Source organism: Clostridium sp. FP2, from assembly GCF_011065955.2.
In the GTDB taxonomy this organism is placed as follows: Bacteria; Bacillota; Clostridia; order Clostridiales; family Clostridiaceae; genus Clostridium_AD; species Clostridium_AD tagluense.
On sequence record NZ_JAAMNI020000001.1, the window covers coordinates 3,893,691 to 3,912,966 of the forward strand.

At 30.7% G+C, this 19,276-nt stretch carries 18 protein-coding genes; 10 read left to right on the forward strand and 8 right to left on the reverse strand.

The annotated features are described in order from the left end of the window. Positions 1-4 precede the first annotated feature (4 nt). The 6 genes from pilM to G9F71_RS18610 all read right to left on the reverse strand — a co-directional run bounded on the left by pilM (position 5) and on the right by G9F71_RS18610 (position 6,507). On the reverse strand, positions 5-1,090 hold the full coding sequence (gene pilM, locus G9F71_RS18585) for a pilus assembly protein PilM (RefSeq protein ID WP_164951625.1): 1,086 nt from the start codon (positions 1,088-1,090) through the stop codon (positions 5-7). Positions 1,091-1,196: 106 nt separating this feature from the next. Then, entirely contained in the window at positions 1,197-1,634 is a 438-nt protein-coding gene (locus tag G9F71_RS27635) for a prepilin-type N-terminal cleavage/methylation domain-containing protein (protein WP_318011001.1), read from the reverse strand. A gap of 149 nt (positions 1,635-1,783) precedes the next feature. Further along, positions 1,784-2,992 carry a type II secretion system F family protein gene (locus tag G9F71_RS18595; RefSeq protein WP_164951624.1) on the reverse strand — a complete coding sequence of 403 codons (1,209 nt, stop codon included), beginning with the start codon at positions 2,990-2,992 and terminating at the stop codon, positions 1,784-1,786. A gap of 12 nt (positions 2,993-3,004) precedes the next feature. Next, positions 3,005-4,693 carry a GspE/PulE family protein gene (locus tag G9F71_RS18600; RefSeq protein ID WP_164951623.1) on the reverse strand — a complete coding sequence of 563 codons (1,689 nt, stop codon included), beginning with the start codon at positions 4,691-4,693 and terminating at the stop codon, positions 3,005-3,007. A gap of 384 nt (positions 4,694-5,077) precedes the next feature. Beyond that, positions 5,078-6,031, reverse strand: coding sequence for a TDT family transporter (locus G9F71_RS18605; RefSeq protein ID WP_164951622.1), 954 nt, complete (start codon positions 6,029-6,031; stop codon positions 5,078-5,080). An 11-nt stretch (positions 6,032-6,042) separates the two neighbouring features. Further along, positions 6,043-6,507, reverse strand: a complete 465-nt coding sequence (locus tag G9F71_RS18610; RefSeq protein ID WP_164951621.1) for a C-GCAxxG-C-C family (seleno)protein — start codon at positions 6,505-6,507, stop codon at positions 6,043-6,045. A gap of 202 nt (positions 6,508-6,709) precedes the next feature. Between G9F71_RS18610 and G9F71_RS18615 the strand changes: the two genes are divergently transcribed. Both G9F71_RS18615 and lon read left to right on the forward strand, forming a co-directional pair. Then, positions 6,710-7,273 carry a TetR/AcrR family transcriptional regulator gene (locus G9F71_RS18615; protein WP_125004855.1) on the forward strand — a complete coding sequence of 188 codons (564 nt, stop codon included), beginning with the start codon at positions 6,710-6,712 and terminating at the stop codon, positions 7,271-7,273. A gap of 115 nt (positions 7,274-7,388) precedes the next feature. Further along, positions 7,389-9,776: an endopeptidase La gene (lon, locus tag G9F71_RS18620; RefSeq protein ID WP_164951620.1), complete on the forward strand. Its 2,388-nt coding sequence runs from the start codon at positions 7,389-7,391 to the stop codon at positions 9,774-9,776. A gap of 75 nt (positions 9,777-9,851) precedes the next feature. Here lon and G9F71_RS18625 read toward each other — a convergent pair whose 3' ends face one another. After that, entirely contained in the window at positions 9,852-11,042 is a 1,191-nt protein-coding gene (locus G9F71_RS18625; protein ID WP_164951619.1) for a pyridoxal phosphate-dependent aminotransferase, read from the reverse strand. Positions 11,043-11,247: 205 nt separating this feature from the next. Here G9F71_RS18625 and nfsA point away from each other — a divergent pair, with 205 nt between their 5' ends. Then, positions 11,248-11,985, forward strand: a complete 738-nt coding sequence (nfsA, locus tag G9F71_RS18630) for an oxygen-insensitive NADPH nitroreductase (protein WP_164951618.1) — start codon at positions 11,248-11,250, stop codon at positions 11,983-11,985. 203 nt (positions 11,986-12,188) lie between these two features. Next, positions 12,189-12,596, forward strand: a complete 408-nt coding sequence (locus G9F71_RS18635; RefSeq protein WP_164947005.1) for a VOC family protein — start codon at positions 12,189-12,191, stop codon at positions 12,594-12,596. 104 nt (positions 12,597-12,700) lie between these two features. Here the strand turns inward: G9F71_RS18635 and hutG are convergent, their stop codons facing one another. Next, entirely contained in the window at positions 12,701-13,714 is a 1,014-nt protein-coding gene (hutG, locus tag G9F71_RS18640) for a formimidoylglutamase (protein WP_164947004.1), read from the reverse strand. A 329-nt stretch (positions 13,715-14,043) separates the two neighbouring features. Between hutG and G9F71_RS18645 the strand changes: the two genes are divergently transcribed. The 6 genes from G9F71_RS18645 (at position 14,044) to G9F71_RS18670 (ending at position 19,143) form a co-directional block, all read left to right on the forward strand. Further along, the gene (locus tag G9F71_RS18645; RefSeq protein ID WP_125004869.1) at positions 14,044-14,259 is read left to right on the forward strand and encodes a hypothetical protein; all 216 of its coding nucleotides are present in this window, start codon (positions 14,044-14,046) and stop codon (positions 14,257-14,259) included. Positions 14,260-14,417: 158 nt separating this feature from the next. Then, positions 14,418-14,861: a MarR family winged helix-turn-helix transcriptional regulator gene (locus tag G9F71_RS18650; RefSeq protein WP_164947003.1), complete on the forward strand. Its 444-nt coding sequence runs from the start codon at positions 14,418-14,420 to the stop codon at positions 14,859-14,861. Positions 14,862-14,873: 12 nt separating this feature from the next. Beyond that, positions 14,874-16,127, forward strand: a complete 1,254-nt coding sequence (locus tag G9F71_RS18655) for an MFS transporter (protein ID WP_164951617.1) — start codon at positions 14,874-14,876, stop codon at positions 16,125-16,127. An 891-nt stretch (positions 16,128-17,018) separates the two neighbouring features. Continuing rightward, a complete protein-coding gene (locus G9F71_RS18660; RefSeq protein ID WP_164947001.1) occupies positions 17,019-17,954 on the forward strand; it encodes a GNAT family N-acetyltransferase in 936 nt (311 codons plus the stop codon). A 31-nt stretch (positions 17,955-17,985) separates the two neighbouring features. After that, positions 17,986-18,273 carry a CD3324 family protein gene (locus G9F71_RS18665; RefSeq protein WP_164947000.1) on the forward strand — a complete coding sequence of 96 codons (288 nt, stop codon included), beginning with the start codon at positions 17,986-17,988 and terminating at the stop codon, positions 18,271-18,273. Between the two features lie 45 nt (positions 18,274-18,318). Further along, a complete protein-coding gene (locus tag G9F71_RS18670) occupies positions 18,319-19,143 on the forward strand; it encodes a GNAT family N-acetyltransferase (RefSeq protein ID WP_164946999.1) in 825 nt (274 codons plus the stop codon). The last annotated feature ends 133 nt before the right edge of the window (positions 19,144-19,276 follow it).

Below are 19,276 nucleotides of genomic sequence, written 5' to 3' on the forward strand. Positions count from 1 at the left end.
TCACCTACCTCAATCTTATTATCGCCCCTATAGCGTTTAAATATTGGCTTAATTCCATCTTTACTTTAAATGGATCTAGTTTAGTTTCATTTATTTTAGAACAATTTACATTGCTTAAGCTCTGTATTTTGGTAACAGGTAAGTTCAATACATCTTTTATAAAAGTTTCTATACCTTTAATATTTGAACTTCCGCCATAAATATATATTTTATCTACTTTATTTCCTTGTTCTTTACTTTTATAATAATTAAGCATTCTTTCTATTTCTTGAATCCAATTTCTTACCTGTGCTTTTGCAATATCGTTTATGGTTGAACTTTGCATATCACTTAAAGACTCTCTTTCTAAATTACAACCTTCAATCTTTTGCTGCTCTGCCTCTTCTTCTGAAATAGCTAATTGCTTAGCAATAGCAATATCTATATGAGAGCCACCGTAATTAATTATTCTAGTAAACTGTACATTTCCATCTGAAATAATATTTACATTTATAAAATCATATCCTAAATCTATAACTGCAACAGTATCTTCTAAACTGTAATTTTCATCGTTAACTTTTATATCGTAAGTAAATAACTTATTAATACTATTTGAACTAATATCTAATGCTACTGCATTACCCTTTAATTCCTTTACTAAATTATAATATCCCTCTGCCATGATTTTAGGGTACACAACTACTGTAATTTTTGCCTGTTTTATATTTTCCTCTTCAAACTCTTCTAATATTTTATATTGCATTATATAATCATCAAACATAATTGGTAAATATCTTTCCATCTGAAACTTAATTATAGCGTCCATATCTTCCTTTTTAGCTACTGGAATACCAATGTCTCTAGTTATAACTGATGTGCTTTTTGACGTGATAATAATTCTTTTACATTTTATATTTTCAACTTGTAAAACATCTGAAATTTCACTTTTAAATTTAGTTATATCTAAAATATTTCCATCATTATAACACCCTAATGGAGTAATCATGGTAATTGCTTTTTCTATGATTACATTTTTTTTATTTTGAGTTCCTAGAACAATTTTTGTGTTTTTCGAACCTATATCTAGGGATAAGACTTTTGAGTTGAACATGGATGGTCACCTCTTTTTTAGTTTATTTAGTTTAAATGTTTAATATAGACTTCCAGTTCTTGTTACGTACCCTGAGATGGTAACAAGAACTAGAAGTTTTTGATTTCTATTTAGGATAAACTAATTCTCCAACTGCACAAGTGGACTTATTATATACCTTAACATTTCCACTAGTATCTATTTTTACATAGAAGCTTGTGACCTTATCTTTTGTCTTAGGAACATTTTCTAACTCAGCTGCGATAGTGTGTCCTACTAGTGTAGCAGTATTTGCTGAAACAATTTCTATGGCCTCAGCAGGAATATAATGGTTTACATTTACTGCTGTTGCTGATAAAATTCTGTCATCTGCTAGAAGTACACTAGTTGTATTCGCTATTAACTTTCCATTTGCAAGTTCTGCTTTATCCTTTGCATTTCCTGTCAAACTTCCAAACTTAGGAATAGCAATCGCAGCTAATATCCCTATAATCGCAATAACAACAATAAGCTCAATCAACGTAAACCCTTTTTTCTTTTTTTTCTTCATTAAATCCATTTTCATTAATAAATCCCCCTTTAACTTATTAAAATCATATAATAATGACTTAACTGTAAAATAAATTAAATCATATACTAACAAAATTTTAGTATGAGTTTAATTCCCCCTTTTGAAATCCTTAACATGAAGCACTGAAGGTTATGCTTTAACAACTACTGAACTGTCTTAAACATATCAAACATCGGCATCATCATAGCAATAACAATAAATCCAATTAAAACTCCCATAATTATTATCATAAGTGGCTCTATCATTGTAGTCATTCTTTTCAGTGCTGCTTCTAATTCTTCATCATAAAAATTTGCAGTCTTGTCCAATATGTCATCTAATGACCCTGACTCCTCGCCTATTTTTATCATGGAGTGTAGCATTACAGGAAATATTGTTGTTTCTCCTAAGGCTTCACCTAAAGATACGCCTTTAAGCACTTTTTCTTTAACTTGTCCTAAGTTTTTTTCTGCTACTTTATTTCCAACTACTTTTTGTACTACATCTAGGGCTTGTACCAAAGATACGCCACTGGCAAGTACTGTAGATAGTGTTCTTGTAAATCTAGAAACTATTACTTTTTCTGTAGTATCTTTAATTATTGGTAATTTTAATTTCAATCCATCTAGTGATAATCTACCTGCTGGAGTTCTAGCATAGGTTTTCATACCATAAATTCCTCCACCTATAACTACAAGTAAAATGTACCATTTAGTTCGTATAAATTTACTTAACCCCATAACTATCCTGGTGGGTGCTGGCAGTTCTACCCCTGAGCCTTCAAACATTCCTACGAAGGTAGGCATTATAAATGTTAAGAGGAAAACTACTACTACCACGGATAACCCTGCAAGCACCATTGGATAAACCATAGCACTCTTAAGTTGATTGTTTATTTTATTTTCTTTTTCAAAATGGGATGCCATTCTGCTCATTATTATATCTAGATTGCCACTGACTTCACCTGTGTTAATCATATTTACAAGCAAATCGGGAAACACATCGTTATGCTTTGCAAGTGCCTCTGAAAGAGAGATACCCTTCTGAACATCATCATATGCTTCATTTAAGCATTTCTTCAATTTTTTATTTGCAGTTTGTTTTCTTAAAACATCTAATGCATTAGAAATATTAGCACCTGCGTTTATCATGGTGTGAAACTGTCTACAGAAAATGTATAAGTCCTTTGTTTTGACTTTTGAAAAAGATTCAAATAAATCCTGTTGCTCACGTTCTAACACTTCTTTGATTTCTATAGGATAGTAACTGTTATCCTCTATCATGGCTAACACTTCATTTTTACTATTAGCCTTAAAGGTTCCTTCTATTTTCTCACCTTTCTGATTCATAACTTTATACTTAAATGTAATCACGTGCTCACCCCCCTATTCCTTCAAAAATGCTATCTTAACCAATTCCTCTATAGTTGTCATCCCCTTTAGCACTAAATCGATGCAGGATGTTTTTAGGGTTTTCATCCCATTTTCTATGCTTATATCCTTTATTTCATCTATACTAGCGTTACGCATAATATATTCTCTGTGTTTACGAGTTACTTCCATTATTTCGTATACACCTATTCTTCCTGAGTATCCACTGCTATTGCAGTGTCCACAGCCTTTGCCTTTGTAAAGCAATAATTCTTCTGCTGAGTGAATACCTAAAACTTCTTTATCAAAATCAGTGGCTACGAAATTTTCACTGCACATTGGGCATATTTTTTTCACAAGTCTTTGTGATATAATTCCTGCTATAGCACTAGCTACTAGGTAAGGTTGTATATCCATATCTATAAGCCTTACAATTGCTGAAGGTGCATCGCTAGTGTGTATGGTACTAAGTACTATATGCCCTGTTATAGCTGCTCTTACAGCAATTTCTGCTGTCTCATTGTCCCTTATCTCACCTATCATAACAACATCAGGGTCTTGTCTTAAAATTGACCTTAAACCTGATGCAAAAGTTAGTCCTGCTTTTGCATTTACGTTTACTTGGTTTATACCATCTACTACGTACTCTACAGGGTCTTCTACTGTTATAATATTTTTACTGTTATCATTGAGTTCACTTAATAATGTATATAGTGTAGTGGATTTTCCACTACCCGTAGGTCCTGTAACCAAAATTATTCCGTATGGGTTTTTAAGTATTCTTTCTGCTTTTTCTAGGTCATCTTCGTTCATGCCTAGTTTTTCCTTGCCTACTAGGAAATTTTCCCTATCTAGTACCCGGATAACAATCTTTTCACCGTTAATTGTTGGCAAAGTAGATACCCGCAAATCTACCTTCTTATTATCTACAACTGTTAAAATTCTACCGTCCTGCGGAATTCTCTTCTCTGCAATATTTAATTCTGCAAGTATTTTTATACGAGTTATAAAAGCGTTATATATATCTTTATTGTATTTAGATATCTCTTTTAAAGTTCCGTCTATTCTAAATCTTATTTTTATGTTATTTTCAAAAGGTTCTATATGAATATCACTAGCTTTTAGCTTTATTGCATCACTTATTATAGAATCAACAAGTCTAACCGCTGGAGCGCTTTTTATATCATCTAATTGCGCTTTATTTTCTTCCTTACCTTCATTTGTTCCTTGAGCTTTTGATAAATCCGCGGCAGCTTTCTTAGCATTTTGACTAGCATAATATATATCAATTGTATTTTTAATATCTTTTGTTGATGCAATATATATTTTAACGTCAAAACCTGAAGATATCTTAACGTCGTCTATTGCAAATATATTTAGTGGATCAGACATGGCAATCTTTAGTTTATTATCTTCCATACCAAAGGCAACTAAATTGTATTTTTTTGAAATACTTTCTGGAACACATTGAGCAACTTTTTGCTCAATGTGTTCCATATCTAGATATACTCTATTTATACATAATTGTTGTTCTAGAACTTCTAAAATATCCTCTTCACTTAAAATACCATCTTCAATAAGAATTTCTCCTAGCCTTTTACCTGAGCCTTGCTGCTGCATTAACACTTTCTTAAGTTGTTCTGGAGCTATCTTTCTAGATTCTACTAATAAATCTCCTAATCTTTTTTTTGCTACAATCTTCATTAGTTATGCTCCTTTATAAAAAAATACTCTTTCTATTTAGTGCATTTGAAATATTTCTATATGCCAACTATATTTATAATATTTTACCTTTTTTGCTATAATTATTATTATTGTAATACGATTAACATATTATTACAACATTTTTTTAATATAATATATACTAAAATAAACATTATTTGTATTTTACCCTTAGTTCTCAAATTTCATTTATTTTCTTTAATTTTACTCATTTTCCAATTAAACTGTCCCTTCGTAATACATGTTTTTTATGCTCTTTACTAAACTAATTTTTTTAATATTAGAACATAAGTTCTGTCGTTAAATAAAAAAGACTGTAATTAGATTTATAAATCAAATCTAATTACAGTCTTTTTTATTGCATGTTCATATACTTTTTTGTATTTGAGCGTTCTTGGGATTTTTACTCTCAAGAAACAGAAATTTAAAGTATCTTGATAAAACATAAATAACAATTAAAACAGCTAGTACCTCTTGGATTTTAACCAAATATTTCAACATATATATTGGTTGTTTAATTTTAACTAGATACCCATTAAGTTGTTTCATAGCAACTGCGCTTATCACCATTGGAAAAGTGAAAGCAGAATAACTTGGGTAAAATTTAATTTTCAGCAACTTTGGTAAATAAGAAATCACCCCTAGAAACATTATAAAGGCTAACCCTCCTAAAAAGCCTACTAAAAAATTATTTTTCACTGGAAAACATGCTAAATATCCAGCTAAACATAAACTAGCTGGAGCCGTAAATATAGCAATAGTTGGTAGTGCTGGCTCTTGGATTTCCTTAATAAAAAATATCCTGTAAATCACAATAGGTAGCAAGCATAAATATGATATAAGCCCGAACCAAAAAATACCTTTTCCAAGGCTAATGAGATTATAGGTAGGTGCAGTCATACTTGCTACCACAATACCAACATAAACTACAAAATAGCTAGGGAAAACTTTTTTTATGTCAAAGTTTAAAATAAATTTTGTTGTAAAATAAATTATTAGGAAACAATGCATTAATAAGCCAAAAACCCAAACGCTAAAGGATATTGAAGGAGTATAGGGCTTTATATAGGTTGCCAAAATCATTAAACCCATAGTAAAAGTAGGTATTACGCTTGCAACAACCGGGTTTTTAAAAGAGTCTACTACTGCTTTTGTATCAAAAGCTATTTTAAATATAAGTAGCAATAATATTAATGCAGATAGAATCCCAAAGATGTTCCTATATATAGCACCATAAGATAATAATAGATTGCCAGTTGCAGCTATTGCTAACATAAGCCCTGCAATTGGTACTGGTGTTTTTTTAATTAAACTTTCCATTTTTCACCACCTTACTCATCAATATTTACAAGTCCCAGTTCTCTAACTATAATTTGTGCAGCTTTTTGGGCTATTTCTCCAGTAAATGAAATGCATTGTGCTTTATGTTCTCCAGACGCCATGTCCATTCCATGAGTAAGGACTTTACAACATAAGACTTTGTGATTATTTTTAAAACTTTCTTGTAATTCATTAGCAAGTTTAAGAGTATTTTGAACTTTAGAGTCTCCACCAGTTGTTCTACCAAAGAAATAACCTAAGCACATTACTCCACCTGATACAGCACCACAGACGCACTTTGATTTTCCTATTCCAATAGGAAATCCTGAAGCCATTGCGATCATCTCATCTGGCATTGGAATTTCAAAATTGCTTTTTATTGAGCTAACAATAGCCTCCGAGCAAAAATAATCACCTTTTCTGAATGACTCTTCTGCATCTCTTCTGATCTTTTTAATACTAACTTCATTTTTCATTTAATTGCCTCCTTTTTAATAAAGTAATCCATATAACACTATATATACAATACTACAACAAGTCCAATAGATAATTGTAATGCATTAGCACTCATTTATATTCAAAACTGTTACAAACCTATACTTCTTATAAAAATAATAAAATTTCCCCATTGACAATAAACGAATGGTCGTTTATTATATAATTATTAGAGGTGATCCAATGAGAAGAAAAGATGACGGAAAAGAAAAGAGCATAAAAGAAGCAGTGATTAAGCTAATACTTCAGCAAGGTTTTCATGGTACTTCTATTTCAAAGATTGCTAAAGAAGCAGGGGTCTCCCCAGCTACCGTTTATGTTTATTATGAGAATAAAGAGGTAATGCTTCAAGATATATATATTGAGTACTCTGAAGAAATCTTTGATTATTTACTTAGCAGGCTTAGTGATGACATGGATGGCCATCAACTTATTGAAATACTTACCCGCGGGTATTATACCTATATACAAGAACATGGAGAAATATTTCACTTTGTAGATCAATTTTCAAACTGCCCAGCCCTGTCTAGTCAATGCTCATCCCTAAAAGGCATAAATAATTTCAACGTACTGCTGGAAAATATGAAAGAGAAAAGAGTAATTAAAAATTTTAAAAATGATAATTTAATAGCTATAATTTTTTATCCAATAAAATCTATTGCTATTAAACAATGTATTGGAGAAGTTGAACAGGTGCAGCTCCTTGAGGAAATGATTACAATAATTCAAGATGCCCTGCTTATATAATTATAAAAGCGAGAAAATTTTGTAAAACTAGTAATTGCAGAATATCTCGCTATTAATTAATAAATAATTAAACGAACATTCACTTATAAATATTATTAAAGAAAGGATGATTATAATGATAAATATAGATGCGAAAAATAAAGATGGAATGGTAATACCTGTATCAGACATAGTTTTATTACCAGGAATGGCTTATACTTTGAAGTTAAATAAGATTAGTGAAGAGGAACTTGAAAATTTAGCTAAGAAGGAGCAATTTAGTATTGCATTACCTTTAAAACAAAACTTTAACCAAAGTCAGTTAACGCAAGAGGATTTTCATAAAGTTGGAGTTTCCTTTCATGTGAATGAAGTTGAAAAAACAGAAAGTGGATACCAATTAAAAATTAAAGTGTTAGATAGGGTAGAAGTTAAAGAGCTTAGTATAGGAACTGGCTTTACTCGTGTAGAATTTGAACTTGCACCTGATGTTATTGATCTTACAGAAAAGAGTCAAGAAGAAATGCTTACTTATGTGAAAAAGGTTACTCGTGAAGTTAGTGAAAATTTCAAGGGCTCAGACCAATTCATGAAGATAGTAGATGAGCAAAAGGATTTAAATAAACTAATAGGTCATCTTACTCAATTTATGCCCCTTTCCAATGAAGAAAAGTATCAGTTAATTAAAACTCAATCTTTAAAAGAGAGAAGTCTTAAGTTTATGGATTACCTTCTAAAACAGAAAGAATCTCTAAAATTGCAATTTGAGATGGCAGAAAAATTCACGCAAAAAGCCAACAAAAATTATAGAGAGTCAGTACTAAGAGAACAATTAAAAGCTATACAAAATGAATTGAATGAAGGGAAAAGTCAAGGTTCTAAAAAAGATAAAAATTATGCAAATAGGATTGAAGAGGCCCAAATGCCAGTTGAAATAAAAAATGCTGCCTTAGATGAACTTGAAAAATTAGAAAGTCAAAGCGAAAATAGTTCTGAATATAATATTATACGTAACTATTTGGATCTATTAGTACAACTTCCTTGGAAAAAAACTGAGGCTAAGGCTATTAATCTAGGACAAGCAAGACGTATCTTAGATGAGCAGCATTACGGACTTGAAAAGGTTAAAGATAGAATAATTCAACATTTAGCAGTTATGAAGCTTAAAAACGATAAAAAGGGTTCCATTTTATTACTAGTTGGACCTCCTGGTACTGGTAAGACAAGTTTAGGAAAAAGTATTGCAGCGGCTCTTGATAGGAAATATATAAGACTTAGTTTAGGTGGCATACGTGATGAAGCTGAAATTCGTGGCCATAGAAGAACTTATATAGGTGCAATGCCTGGAAGGATTCTTCAAAGTATTAAAAAATCGGGAGAAATAAACCCAGTTATGGTTTTAGATGAAGTGGACAAGCTAATGTCAGGTTACAACGGAGACCCAGCCAGTGCATTACTTGAGGTACTAGATCCAGAGCAAAACAATAGTTTTACTGACCATTATTTGGATTTACCTTATGATTTGTCAGAGGTATTCTTTGTAGCAACAGCTAACTCCCTAGACAATATCCCTAGGCCTCTACTTGATAGAATGGAGATAATCCCAATATCTAGTTACACTATGAATGAAAAATTTCATATAGGTAAAAATCATTTAATACCTTCAGTACTTGAAGAACATGGATTAAATAGTGACCAGTTAGTTATTGAAGATGAAGCATTAGAAAAAATAATTAGTGAATACACTTTAGAAGCTGGAGTTCGCGGACTTAAAAAGCAAATAGCTACCTTAGCTAGAGTTACTTCAGAGAAAATCGTGTCAAATACGGTAGATTTACCATTTAAAGTTACAGTAGATGCACTAGATAACTTACTTGGACGAAAAGTTTCAAGCCACGATAAGGCTCAAATGGATAATCCACCAGGAGTTGTCACAGGTCTAGCATTTACATCTGTAGGCGGAGAAATACTTTTCATCGAAGCTACTGACATGCTAGGGACTGGGCAAGTTACCTTAACCGGGCAACTAGGAGATGTTATGAAAGAATCCGCAAAGATTTCCTTAAGTCTCCTTAAATCAAGGTTACCAATTAACACTATAAACTTTAAGGAAAGAGATCTTCATATTCATGTTCCATCAGGATCTACTCCTAAAGATGGCCCCTCAGCTGGGATTACACTATTCACTGCGCTTGCATCCCTTGTTACAGGCATAAAGGTGGATCCAAAGCTTGCAATGACAGGAGAAATAACTTTAAGAGGCGCAGTACTTCCAATTGGAGGACTTAAAGAAAAATTAATAGGAGCTCAAAGAGCTGGAATAACAAAGATATTAATTCCAAAGGATAATTTAATTGACCTAAAGGATGTGCCCCAAGAAATTAAAAATCAATTAACTATTAAGACGGTAGAAACTGTAGAGGATGTACTTCGCGAGACTTTGGGGATATCATTACCAAGAGTAGAACATGTATTTAACCCTAAGACATCTACGGTGGGAACTTTTAACGCAAATAAAATGTAGTTATATATAACAATAAAAATTAAAGGAAGCCCTAAGTGGCTTCCTTTAATCTTTTAATCTAAATTGTTTAAAGTATTATTTAATTCCGTATAACTCAGCTAATTTATCAAAAGCTGGTAGTGAATTTTGTATTTTTTCATGAGATATACAGTAAGCGAGCCTTGCATGTCCCGGGCATTCAAATGCTGACCCTGGTACTAGTAATAAATTAAACTGTTTTGCCTCCTCACAGAATTTTTTATCATCTGCTATTGGTGTTTTAATAAATAAATAAAAGGCCCCTTGTGGTTTTACACATTTAAAACCTATTTTTATAAGATGATTGTATAAAACATCTCTATTGGACTTATATATACCCACATCAACTTTAGTCTCCAGACAATTTGCAATAACCTTCTGGAATAGTGATGGTGCATTTACAAAGCCTAAAATTCTATTGGCCACATTTAAGGATCCCATTATATCTTCAAAGGAATCCATATTAGTATTAGCAACCACATACCCTATTCTCTCCCCTGGAAGTGATAATGATTTACTATATGAATATCCAATAAAGGAATTTTTATAATATTTTAAAATATATGGAACAAAAGCATTGTCATAAACTATTTCTCTATATGGTTCATCAGATATTAGATATATGCTTGTACCTAGTTCTTCCTCTTTTTCACAGAGTAATTTTGCTAAGTCTTGTATAACTTTTTCTGAATATACAGTACCTGTGGGGTTATTGGGAGAGTTCATAATAATTGCCTTTGTTTTGTTATTTATTTTATCTTTTAATACTTTCATATCAGGTTCAAAAGTATTAATATCTGTAGAAACTACTACAAGTTTACCATCAAAATTATTTACATAGTTTCTGTATTCACCAAAAAATGGTGCAAAAACAATAACTTCATCCTCAGGGTTAAGTAATGTTTTAAGCAAAATATTTAATCCTCCAGCTGCTCCACAGGTCATAACTACGTTACTGGAATTAATATCTATGTTATGTTCTTTGTTTATAAATTGTGCTATTTTAGATCTTACATCTTCATATCCAGAATTATTCATATATCCATGTACAAGTTTAGAGGGAGTTTCATTTAATATTTTATTAATTTCATTTTTAATACTTTCAGGTGGTTCAACATTTGGATTACCCAAGCTATAGTCGAAAACGTTTTCTTCTCCATGAATCACAGATAATCTTTTGCCTTCCTCAAACATAGCTCTTATTATAGAACTATTAGCAACTAATTTTTTCATCTTATTAGATATCATTTCAAGTCTCCTTTTATGTTTTTGGTAAACATGGTTAATTTAGTATCAAATTCTATAATTAAGTATATCATAAAAAGGTTGATTTGTTTGAAAATTCTAAAAGAAATACTAATTCTAAAGAATAATTTAACTTTGTTTTCATTATTTTGTGGTATATTATTAACATAAGTAAATGATATAAATATAAATTAAGGTGGTAGAATATATGAATGAAACTATAAATTTATTAAAAGCTCACAAATCCATAAGAAAATATAAAAATCAGCCTATAGAAAATGAAAAAATAAAAACCATTATAGAATGTGCACAAAGTGCACCAACTTCTAGTTTTATTCAAGCCTATACAATCATAAGTGTTGTGGATAAGTCTAAACGAAAAAATATAGCATATCTTTCAGGAGATCAAAGTTATGTAGAAGCGTGTCCATTATTTTTAGTTTTCTGCGCTGATTTGAATCGTACCAAAACATCCTGTGAAATTAACCATAAAACTATGGCAGAGGGATACACAGAAACTTTTATTTTAGCAACTGTGGATGCTACTCTTGCTGCTCAAAATGCTTTAATTGCTGCTGAATCACTAGGACTAGGTGGGGTTTATATAGGTGGTATAAGAAATAACCCCACAGAAATATGTAAAATTTTAAATATACCTTCTGGAGTATACCCCGTATTTGGAATGTGTCTTGGTTATCCAGATGATGCACCAGGTATAAAAGCAAGGTTACCACTAGACGTAATATTTAAAACGGATGAGTATAATATAGATGGTGATGCTAAAAAAGTAGAAGAATACGATGCACAGGTTAGTGCGTATTATAAAAAAAGAACTAATGGAAAAAGATCAGACACCTGGACAAACCAAGTATCTGATCTAATGGACAAACCTCAACGACCACATATGAAAGATTTTTTAAATGAGCAAGGGTTTGAAATGAAATAAGTTAAAATAATTATTTTTTAAATAACTCTACAAAATTTATATTACTAGGTGGGCAAATAAGTTTCAATATGCTATAATAACTCAATAATAATTGTTATTTGTCAATTCCTTAAATATTTTATTGTTTTAGCTAAATGAAATAAAACTGTTTTCTTACAACTTTTAGTTTTTATTTAAAATTAAAAAAGAAAGGTGATGATTTTATGAATAACAATACAAAAATATTTGTTAACTTACCAGTTAAAAATCTTACTAAATCCATGGATTTTTTTACTAAACTTGGTTTTACATTTAATCCTCAATTTACTGATAAAAATGCCACATGTATGAATGTTGGCGATAACATATTCATAATGTTATTAATTGAAAGATTTTTTAAAACATTTACAAATAAAGAAATATCTGATGCTAAAAAAAACACAGAAGTCATTGTGGCATTATCTGTTGATAGCAAGGAGAAAGTTGATAAAATTGTAAATAAAGCTCTAGCCGCTGGTGGAAAGACCTCCAATAAACCCAATGATCAAGGTTTTATGTATGGTTGGAGTTTTCAGGATCTGGATGGTCATCTTTGGGAGATAATTTATATGGATAAAAATATAGATACTTAAGATAAATATTGAAGCAATAAAAAAACATAAAGTAAGAACCTGAGTATTCACTCAGGTTCTTACTTTTTAATGAGTCACTCAAATGAGTGCCTTGCATATCCCCTTTAGATAGATAAGCTATTTATTTCACAAAGTGTATTAACAACAGAAAAAATTAATATAGCTGCTAAGTTTGCTGTAATATCATCTTGATCAAATCTTGGTGAAACTTCTGCAATGTCAAAGCTTACCACTTTATTTGATTTTAAAATGTATTTAACAAATTTTAGTACACGTTCAGGATCTAGTCCAAGTGGCTGAGATGCACTTACCCCTGGAGCAAAAGCTGTAGAAAATACGTCTGAACATATAGTTACATATATATAATCTTTTAATTTTATGAAATCGTCAATTTTATTTATAACTTTACAATCATCTCCATCTATAATATCCTTTGCAAGCATGTATTTAGCTCCTAGTCTATCAGCCGTTTTAAAAAGATCTATAGTGTTACTGTGCTTTTGAACACCAATACACATATAAGAGTATTTAAGCTCTCTGTAGCTACAAATATCTGCTATTTGTCTAAACATTGTTCCGGAACTTCCTCCTTGTGTATAAGGTCTCAAATCAAAATGAGCATCAAAATTTACTATACCTATATTAGGCTTTTTACTTTTTTGTGATAAATAATTTAATATACCCATATAATTTCCAAAAGCAACTTCATGTCCGCCTCCCAAAACAATAGGAAACAGATTTAAGCTTAAAACCCTTTCTATTGCTTTAGATAAAATATCTTGGCTTTCCAAAAGTGTGCAATCTTCGCAAAATATATCTCCTGCATCAAAAAGTTTTACCTCTTGTAAAAAATTACATGGAAGCTTGGCTAATTCATTTCTTATACTTTGGGGACCCTTTGCTGCACCTATTCTTCCCCTGTTAAGCCTTACCCCTTCATCACAGCAAAAACCAATAAAAGCAAACCCAAGTTTTCCTGTGTATGCAACTAAATCAAGGCTTTTTAAATCTATCATATTTACACATTGATGCCATCTAAAGGCATCATAATTGGTTTCACTATCAGTTCTCCCCTGCCAAACTGCCTCATCTGTTTTTTTATAATTTTTTTCAAACATCCTATTTTTCCTCCTAAGTTTTCATATATTTATAATTGGAATACAATAGCAATCCATTTTAAAGTTCTCTATAACTTCTACCTATCATAAGGTAATAATGTTCCCTTTGCTTTTGTATATATATTTTATTCTACAAATTATATTAATAACCTTTATATAAAACTATTTTTTGAGTATCTTCCCATTGATTCAATTTAAATATTTGCAATTTGAGGAGTTTTTGTATAACATTAGTGCTATAATTAATATTTACAATGCTACTGTAATCAAAAATAAATAATCAGATATAGACAGTCTCTGTTGACTGATCAAAAAGGAGGCAAATTGTTATGAAAAATTTTGCAAGTGTTGAAAAAATCGGATTAAGAGATAAAGGAACAAAAAAACTTATCGTTGTATACCCATTCAAACCCCAGGGTACAGATGCTGAAATCGATAAAACCGTTAAAGACTGGTATTATAAACAAAGTTGCTCCGCTGAAGATGAAATTTTAACTTCATACGTAGATTTTTTAACTGAAAATGAAATAAAAACACATAAATAATATATAAACAAAAACAGAGCTCACAAGTTGGGCTCTGTTTTTTTGTGGGAATTTATCCACATAAAACAATTTTACCCTAAATTATAGTTGCATTGGAAACTATAATGATATATCATTAAATTAGTAGGGAATGCAACTAATTCTGGAGGTATAAATAAATGAATGAAAATAGAAACTCTGTGGCAAGATGGATTTCTCTTTTGCACAGGCATGGCCATGAATATGTGGGAAGGCAACTTAAGCAATATAATATTAATAAAGGTCAATATATTTTTTTAAATGCATTATATAAGAAAGATGGAATAAGGCAGGAAGAATTATCGGATTACCTTAAGATTGATAAAGGTACCACAGCAAAGGCTATTAAAAAGTTAGAGGATGATGAATATATCATTAGAATAGTAGATAAAAAAGATAAGAGAGCATATAATGTTTACCTTACTGATAAAGCGTTAAAAATAAAACCTACGGTAAGAAAAGCCATGATGGCTTGGACAGATATTTTATTCTTGGGATTTAGTGAAGAGGAAAAGGAAACTGCATTAGTACTATTAGAAAGAATGGGTAAAAATGCCACCACCACAAATGATGCAGCAAATTAGGAGATGATAATAATGCATATAGTCGCTTCTACTAAGAGATTTATTAACAATAACTTTCACGCTCTTACACATAAGAATTATAGATATTTTTGGCTTGGACAATGTGTTTCCTTAATAGGTACTTGGACACAAAACATAGGGCAATCTTGGCTAGTGCTTTCCATAACAGATTCTGCATTTTTGCTTGGTCTTGTTGGAACCCTGCAGTTTTTACCAGTAACTTTTTTCTCATTGTTTGCGGGGGTAATAACAGATAAGTTTCCAAAGAAAAAAATACTGATTTTCACTCAGACAATATCCATGCTACTAGCTTTTATATTGTCTGGATTAGTATTTACACATACTGTGAAGTACGAATACATACTAGTTCTAGCACTATGTCTTGGATTTTGCAATACACTAGATATGCCAACTAGGCAAGCTTTTAATATGGAAATTGTAGGAAAAGAAGATTTAATGAATGCCATTGCTTTAAATTCTGCTACTTTTAATTTAGCAAGAATTATCGGACCAGCTATTGGAGCTATGCTTATGGGATACCTTGGCGCGGGATGGTGTTTTTTGTTAAATGGTTTTAGCTTTATGGCAGTAATCTATGGGCTAGTTCACATTGAAGCAGTGGCTTATGTAAGAATGAAAAGTTCGCAAGAAGGCATATTAAGGGAAATAGTGAATGGTCTTAGATACATAAAAAAGAATCCCGTTTTATTAGAAACCTTAATATTAGTTAGTATTATGGGGATATTTGTTTTTAACTATAGTGTTTTAATACCTGTATTTACGAAAAATATACTGCATATGGATGCAAAAACCTATGGAATTTTATTGTCTGCCCTTGGTGCAGGTTCTCTTATTGGAGCAGTTCTTGTTTCCTTGAAAAGTAAAGGCGGTCCAAATAGAATTCTTATGATAGGTAGCTCTATTGCAATTGGCATAATGTTAATTGTCACTGGCATGAGCAATTTATATTATTTTACTGCACTAAGCTTAGCTATAACAGGCATATTTAATATGTTTTTTTCCACCACTGCTAATTCCACGCTGCAGCTAAATTCTAAAGATGAATACAGAGGAAGAGTAATGAGTGTATATTCACTTGTGTTTGCTGGATTCACTCCTATAGGAAGTTTATTTTCAGGATTTGTAGCTGAGAAATACGGGGCTAGAGTTTGCTTTATATTATCAGGTATTTTTACAATAGTATTGATATTGCTACTTATGACATGGGTTAAACTTAGAAAAAAAGACACAAATACAGGAAAATAGCCTGTGTTTTTTTGAAAATTTCTTTAAACAATTCCAATATTAATTAGCTAATAAGGGGCTTAATAATTGATTAAATTGCTTGTAATTATATTTTAAAAATCATTAATCTATTTCCTCGCTGAAACTCCCACACATAAATGAATGTGGTTCTTGAATACTAAATAACTTCTTTTATACTCTCATTTATAATAAAAACTATAAATTACAACATATAAAAACTAATTATTTTCTTCAAGAATTTCACTATCAAGCATCACAATTGACACATTAACGATAGTATATGGCTCGTTTCAAAACCTAAGTATACTATATCGTACTAAAATAACCATGTCTAATGGTATCTTTTAGTAGTGCTGCATAATTGCTCCTTGAAAATCATGTAGTAACTATCATACTTGCTAATATTTTCTTCAAAAACTTTGCTATATCATCTAAATCACCATAAACTTGGTATTCAGCCAAATAATATGCATCGTCTAAAGTGTTGTCAGCTCTGGGAGCAATATCATCTTTTGTATTCTTTAAACTTATCCTAATATAATAATGACCAAATTCTATTTTTATTTAAATACCTAATTCGTTTTTTACAATTTCACCATCTTTAATAATCAGCTCTATATTTTTTAAGCATTTTAAATTCGTTAAAGGATTTTCTATTTTTTTAAGACCTGACAATTAGTAATTGGGCCGTAAAATTAAAAAGGCTGTACAGTCAGTGAAAAGAAATCTTTCACTGACTGTACACTTTATTGTTAGTTGACAATTGCATTTATTTTTTATTCAAAGAGGTACAAAATTAGTGCAATCATTTTTTACCTTTTATTCCAATTTAATATATGCAATAATAATCCTATTACCATCTTATTTCAAATATTTTGGAGGTAGTTTATTATGTATAATATTAAAAAAATAACATCAGACACTATGAAAGAATTCTCGCAAAAGATAGAATATGGAAAAAATAACTTTATTCCTATGCTACCATTTATCAAGATGCCTTTTCATGATTTTGATAGATATAATTCATATAACGATAAGGGGCTTTTTTTAATTGATTATCTTGATGAGGGTTACTGCCTTTATCATCTTTACCATTTAATTCAAGCAGATAATACTTTAAGAGCAACCCTAATTCTTCCATCAAGTTGGGATAAAAGATTTGATTTAATTGAAAAATCTATTTCCAACATTAAAGAGTGGTTTATTACTGAAGATACTTCAGAGAAATTCATTATTCAGTCTCTTGAATATGGTGAGATTGAATATTATCCAACACTTTCCCAATATCTCATACCAACAATAATAAGAAATGGATTTGAACCTAAGTACAGAATGTATATGAAGAGACAAGCAGACCTTCCTGTGAGTGAAGTTAGTAACCTTAAAGAAGGCCTAGAACTAGTGAATTATTCTGATGATATTTTAGAGGATATTGTTTACTTTTATTATAAGAACGAATCAATTAAAAACCTGAAGTATTTTACAAACTGCACCTATGATGAATTTCTTGAAATGCTAAAACAAGACTTCACCATCAATAATGCAAAATTCATAAAAACTACAAATGGAAGTATTATTGCTGGTATTATTCCATCATTAGATTCAGAAAAGGTGTGGATTGATAATTTTACTGTACACCCTGATTATGATAACAATGGAGTTAACGAATATATTCTAGGTAAAACAATAAAACATTTATCAAAGAGTTCCTCAGAAGATAATGTTTATATTTACTTGAATAGAGATTGCCAGAATGCAATTTCCGCTTGTGAAAAAAATGGGTTTGCCCCTTTTGAATTTTGGGTAGATATGATTCTAGAAAGGTAAGTAGAAATTTATATTCAAGGGGGTTTATTTATTGAATTATAAAAATGCAAAGGATATGTTTCCTCCTGAACTACTAAGAGAAATACAAAATTATGTACAAGGTGAAAGAATTTATATACCTCAACTTGATAACGTAAGAGTAACTTGGGGAGTAAAGAGTGGATCACGTCAAAAAATAACCTTTAGAAATGGAGAAATTCATAAAAAATACAAAGAAGGCTTAAATATAGAAGAGTTATCAGAAATATTTTGTTTGAGTAGTGAATCAATAAGAAAGATAGTTTATAAAAATTTAAAAGAAGAAAAGAATGATAGCTGATATAAGATTATTATTAAAAATTAAATTTAAAAATAGGGGGACATTATGATATATACAATAAAAGATAGTAAAAGAAAACATATGTTAGAAGCTTATGACAAAGATAATAAATTAGTAGGGGAAGCTGTAATTTCACCTTTTATGGATTCTGATTTAGCTGAAAAACCTAGATTAAATATTTATATTGATATTAAGGTGACAGATGTTGCAAATAAGACTCTGTTAAAAGATCAAATGTTTGATGAAATAATGAAGCGCGCGCGTGCTATAAAAGAAGAGAACAAAGATATTGATGTAAGGGTCTACCATTGTTGTTTTTCGGATAACAAAGAGAATATTGCATATTATTCTTCTAAAGAAGGTTTCAAGTACGATGAGGGTATGCATATAATAAAAAAAGAGTTAACTGAGGAAAATTTCGAGATAGCAGATATTAATGGTATTGATTTTGTTAAACTTGAGCTTATAGACGAAGATGAGATAATCCAGTTAGTGGAAAAGCAAAATAAAGTATTTAATGGGGGTTATTCCTTAGAGGATTTAAAAAAATTGAGAAGTGAAAATCAGTGGCTGAGTATAGCAGCCAAGCATGAAGGTGTAATCCTAGGTAATATCATAATTATTGTGAAAGAAAATGAGTCAAACACCAAATATGGTTGGGTAGATGATTTGTTTGTTTCAAAGGAATGGAGAAACCGAGGTATTGGTAAAAATTTAATACTTAGAGCCTTCGAATGTTTAAAAGCTTTGAATATTAAGGAATCAAGCTTGGAAGTATGGAGTGCAAATAAAAGAGCATTGTCGGTTTATAATAGTTTAGGATATACATTTTATGAAGAGACAGAGTCATCAATTGGGATGTTTCTTTAGTGTAAAAAAGAAGATTCTCTTTACTTATCCTGTTAATAAAAAAACATTCCTAATTCTATACGAGACAATGTAGAAATAAAGGCAGGAGAAAACTTGCAAGAATTAAGAGGCAAGGAATGATTTGTTTTGTGTG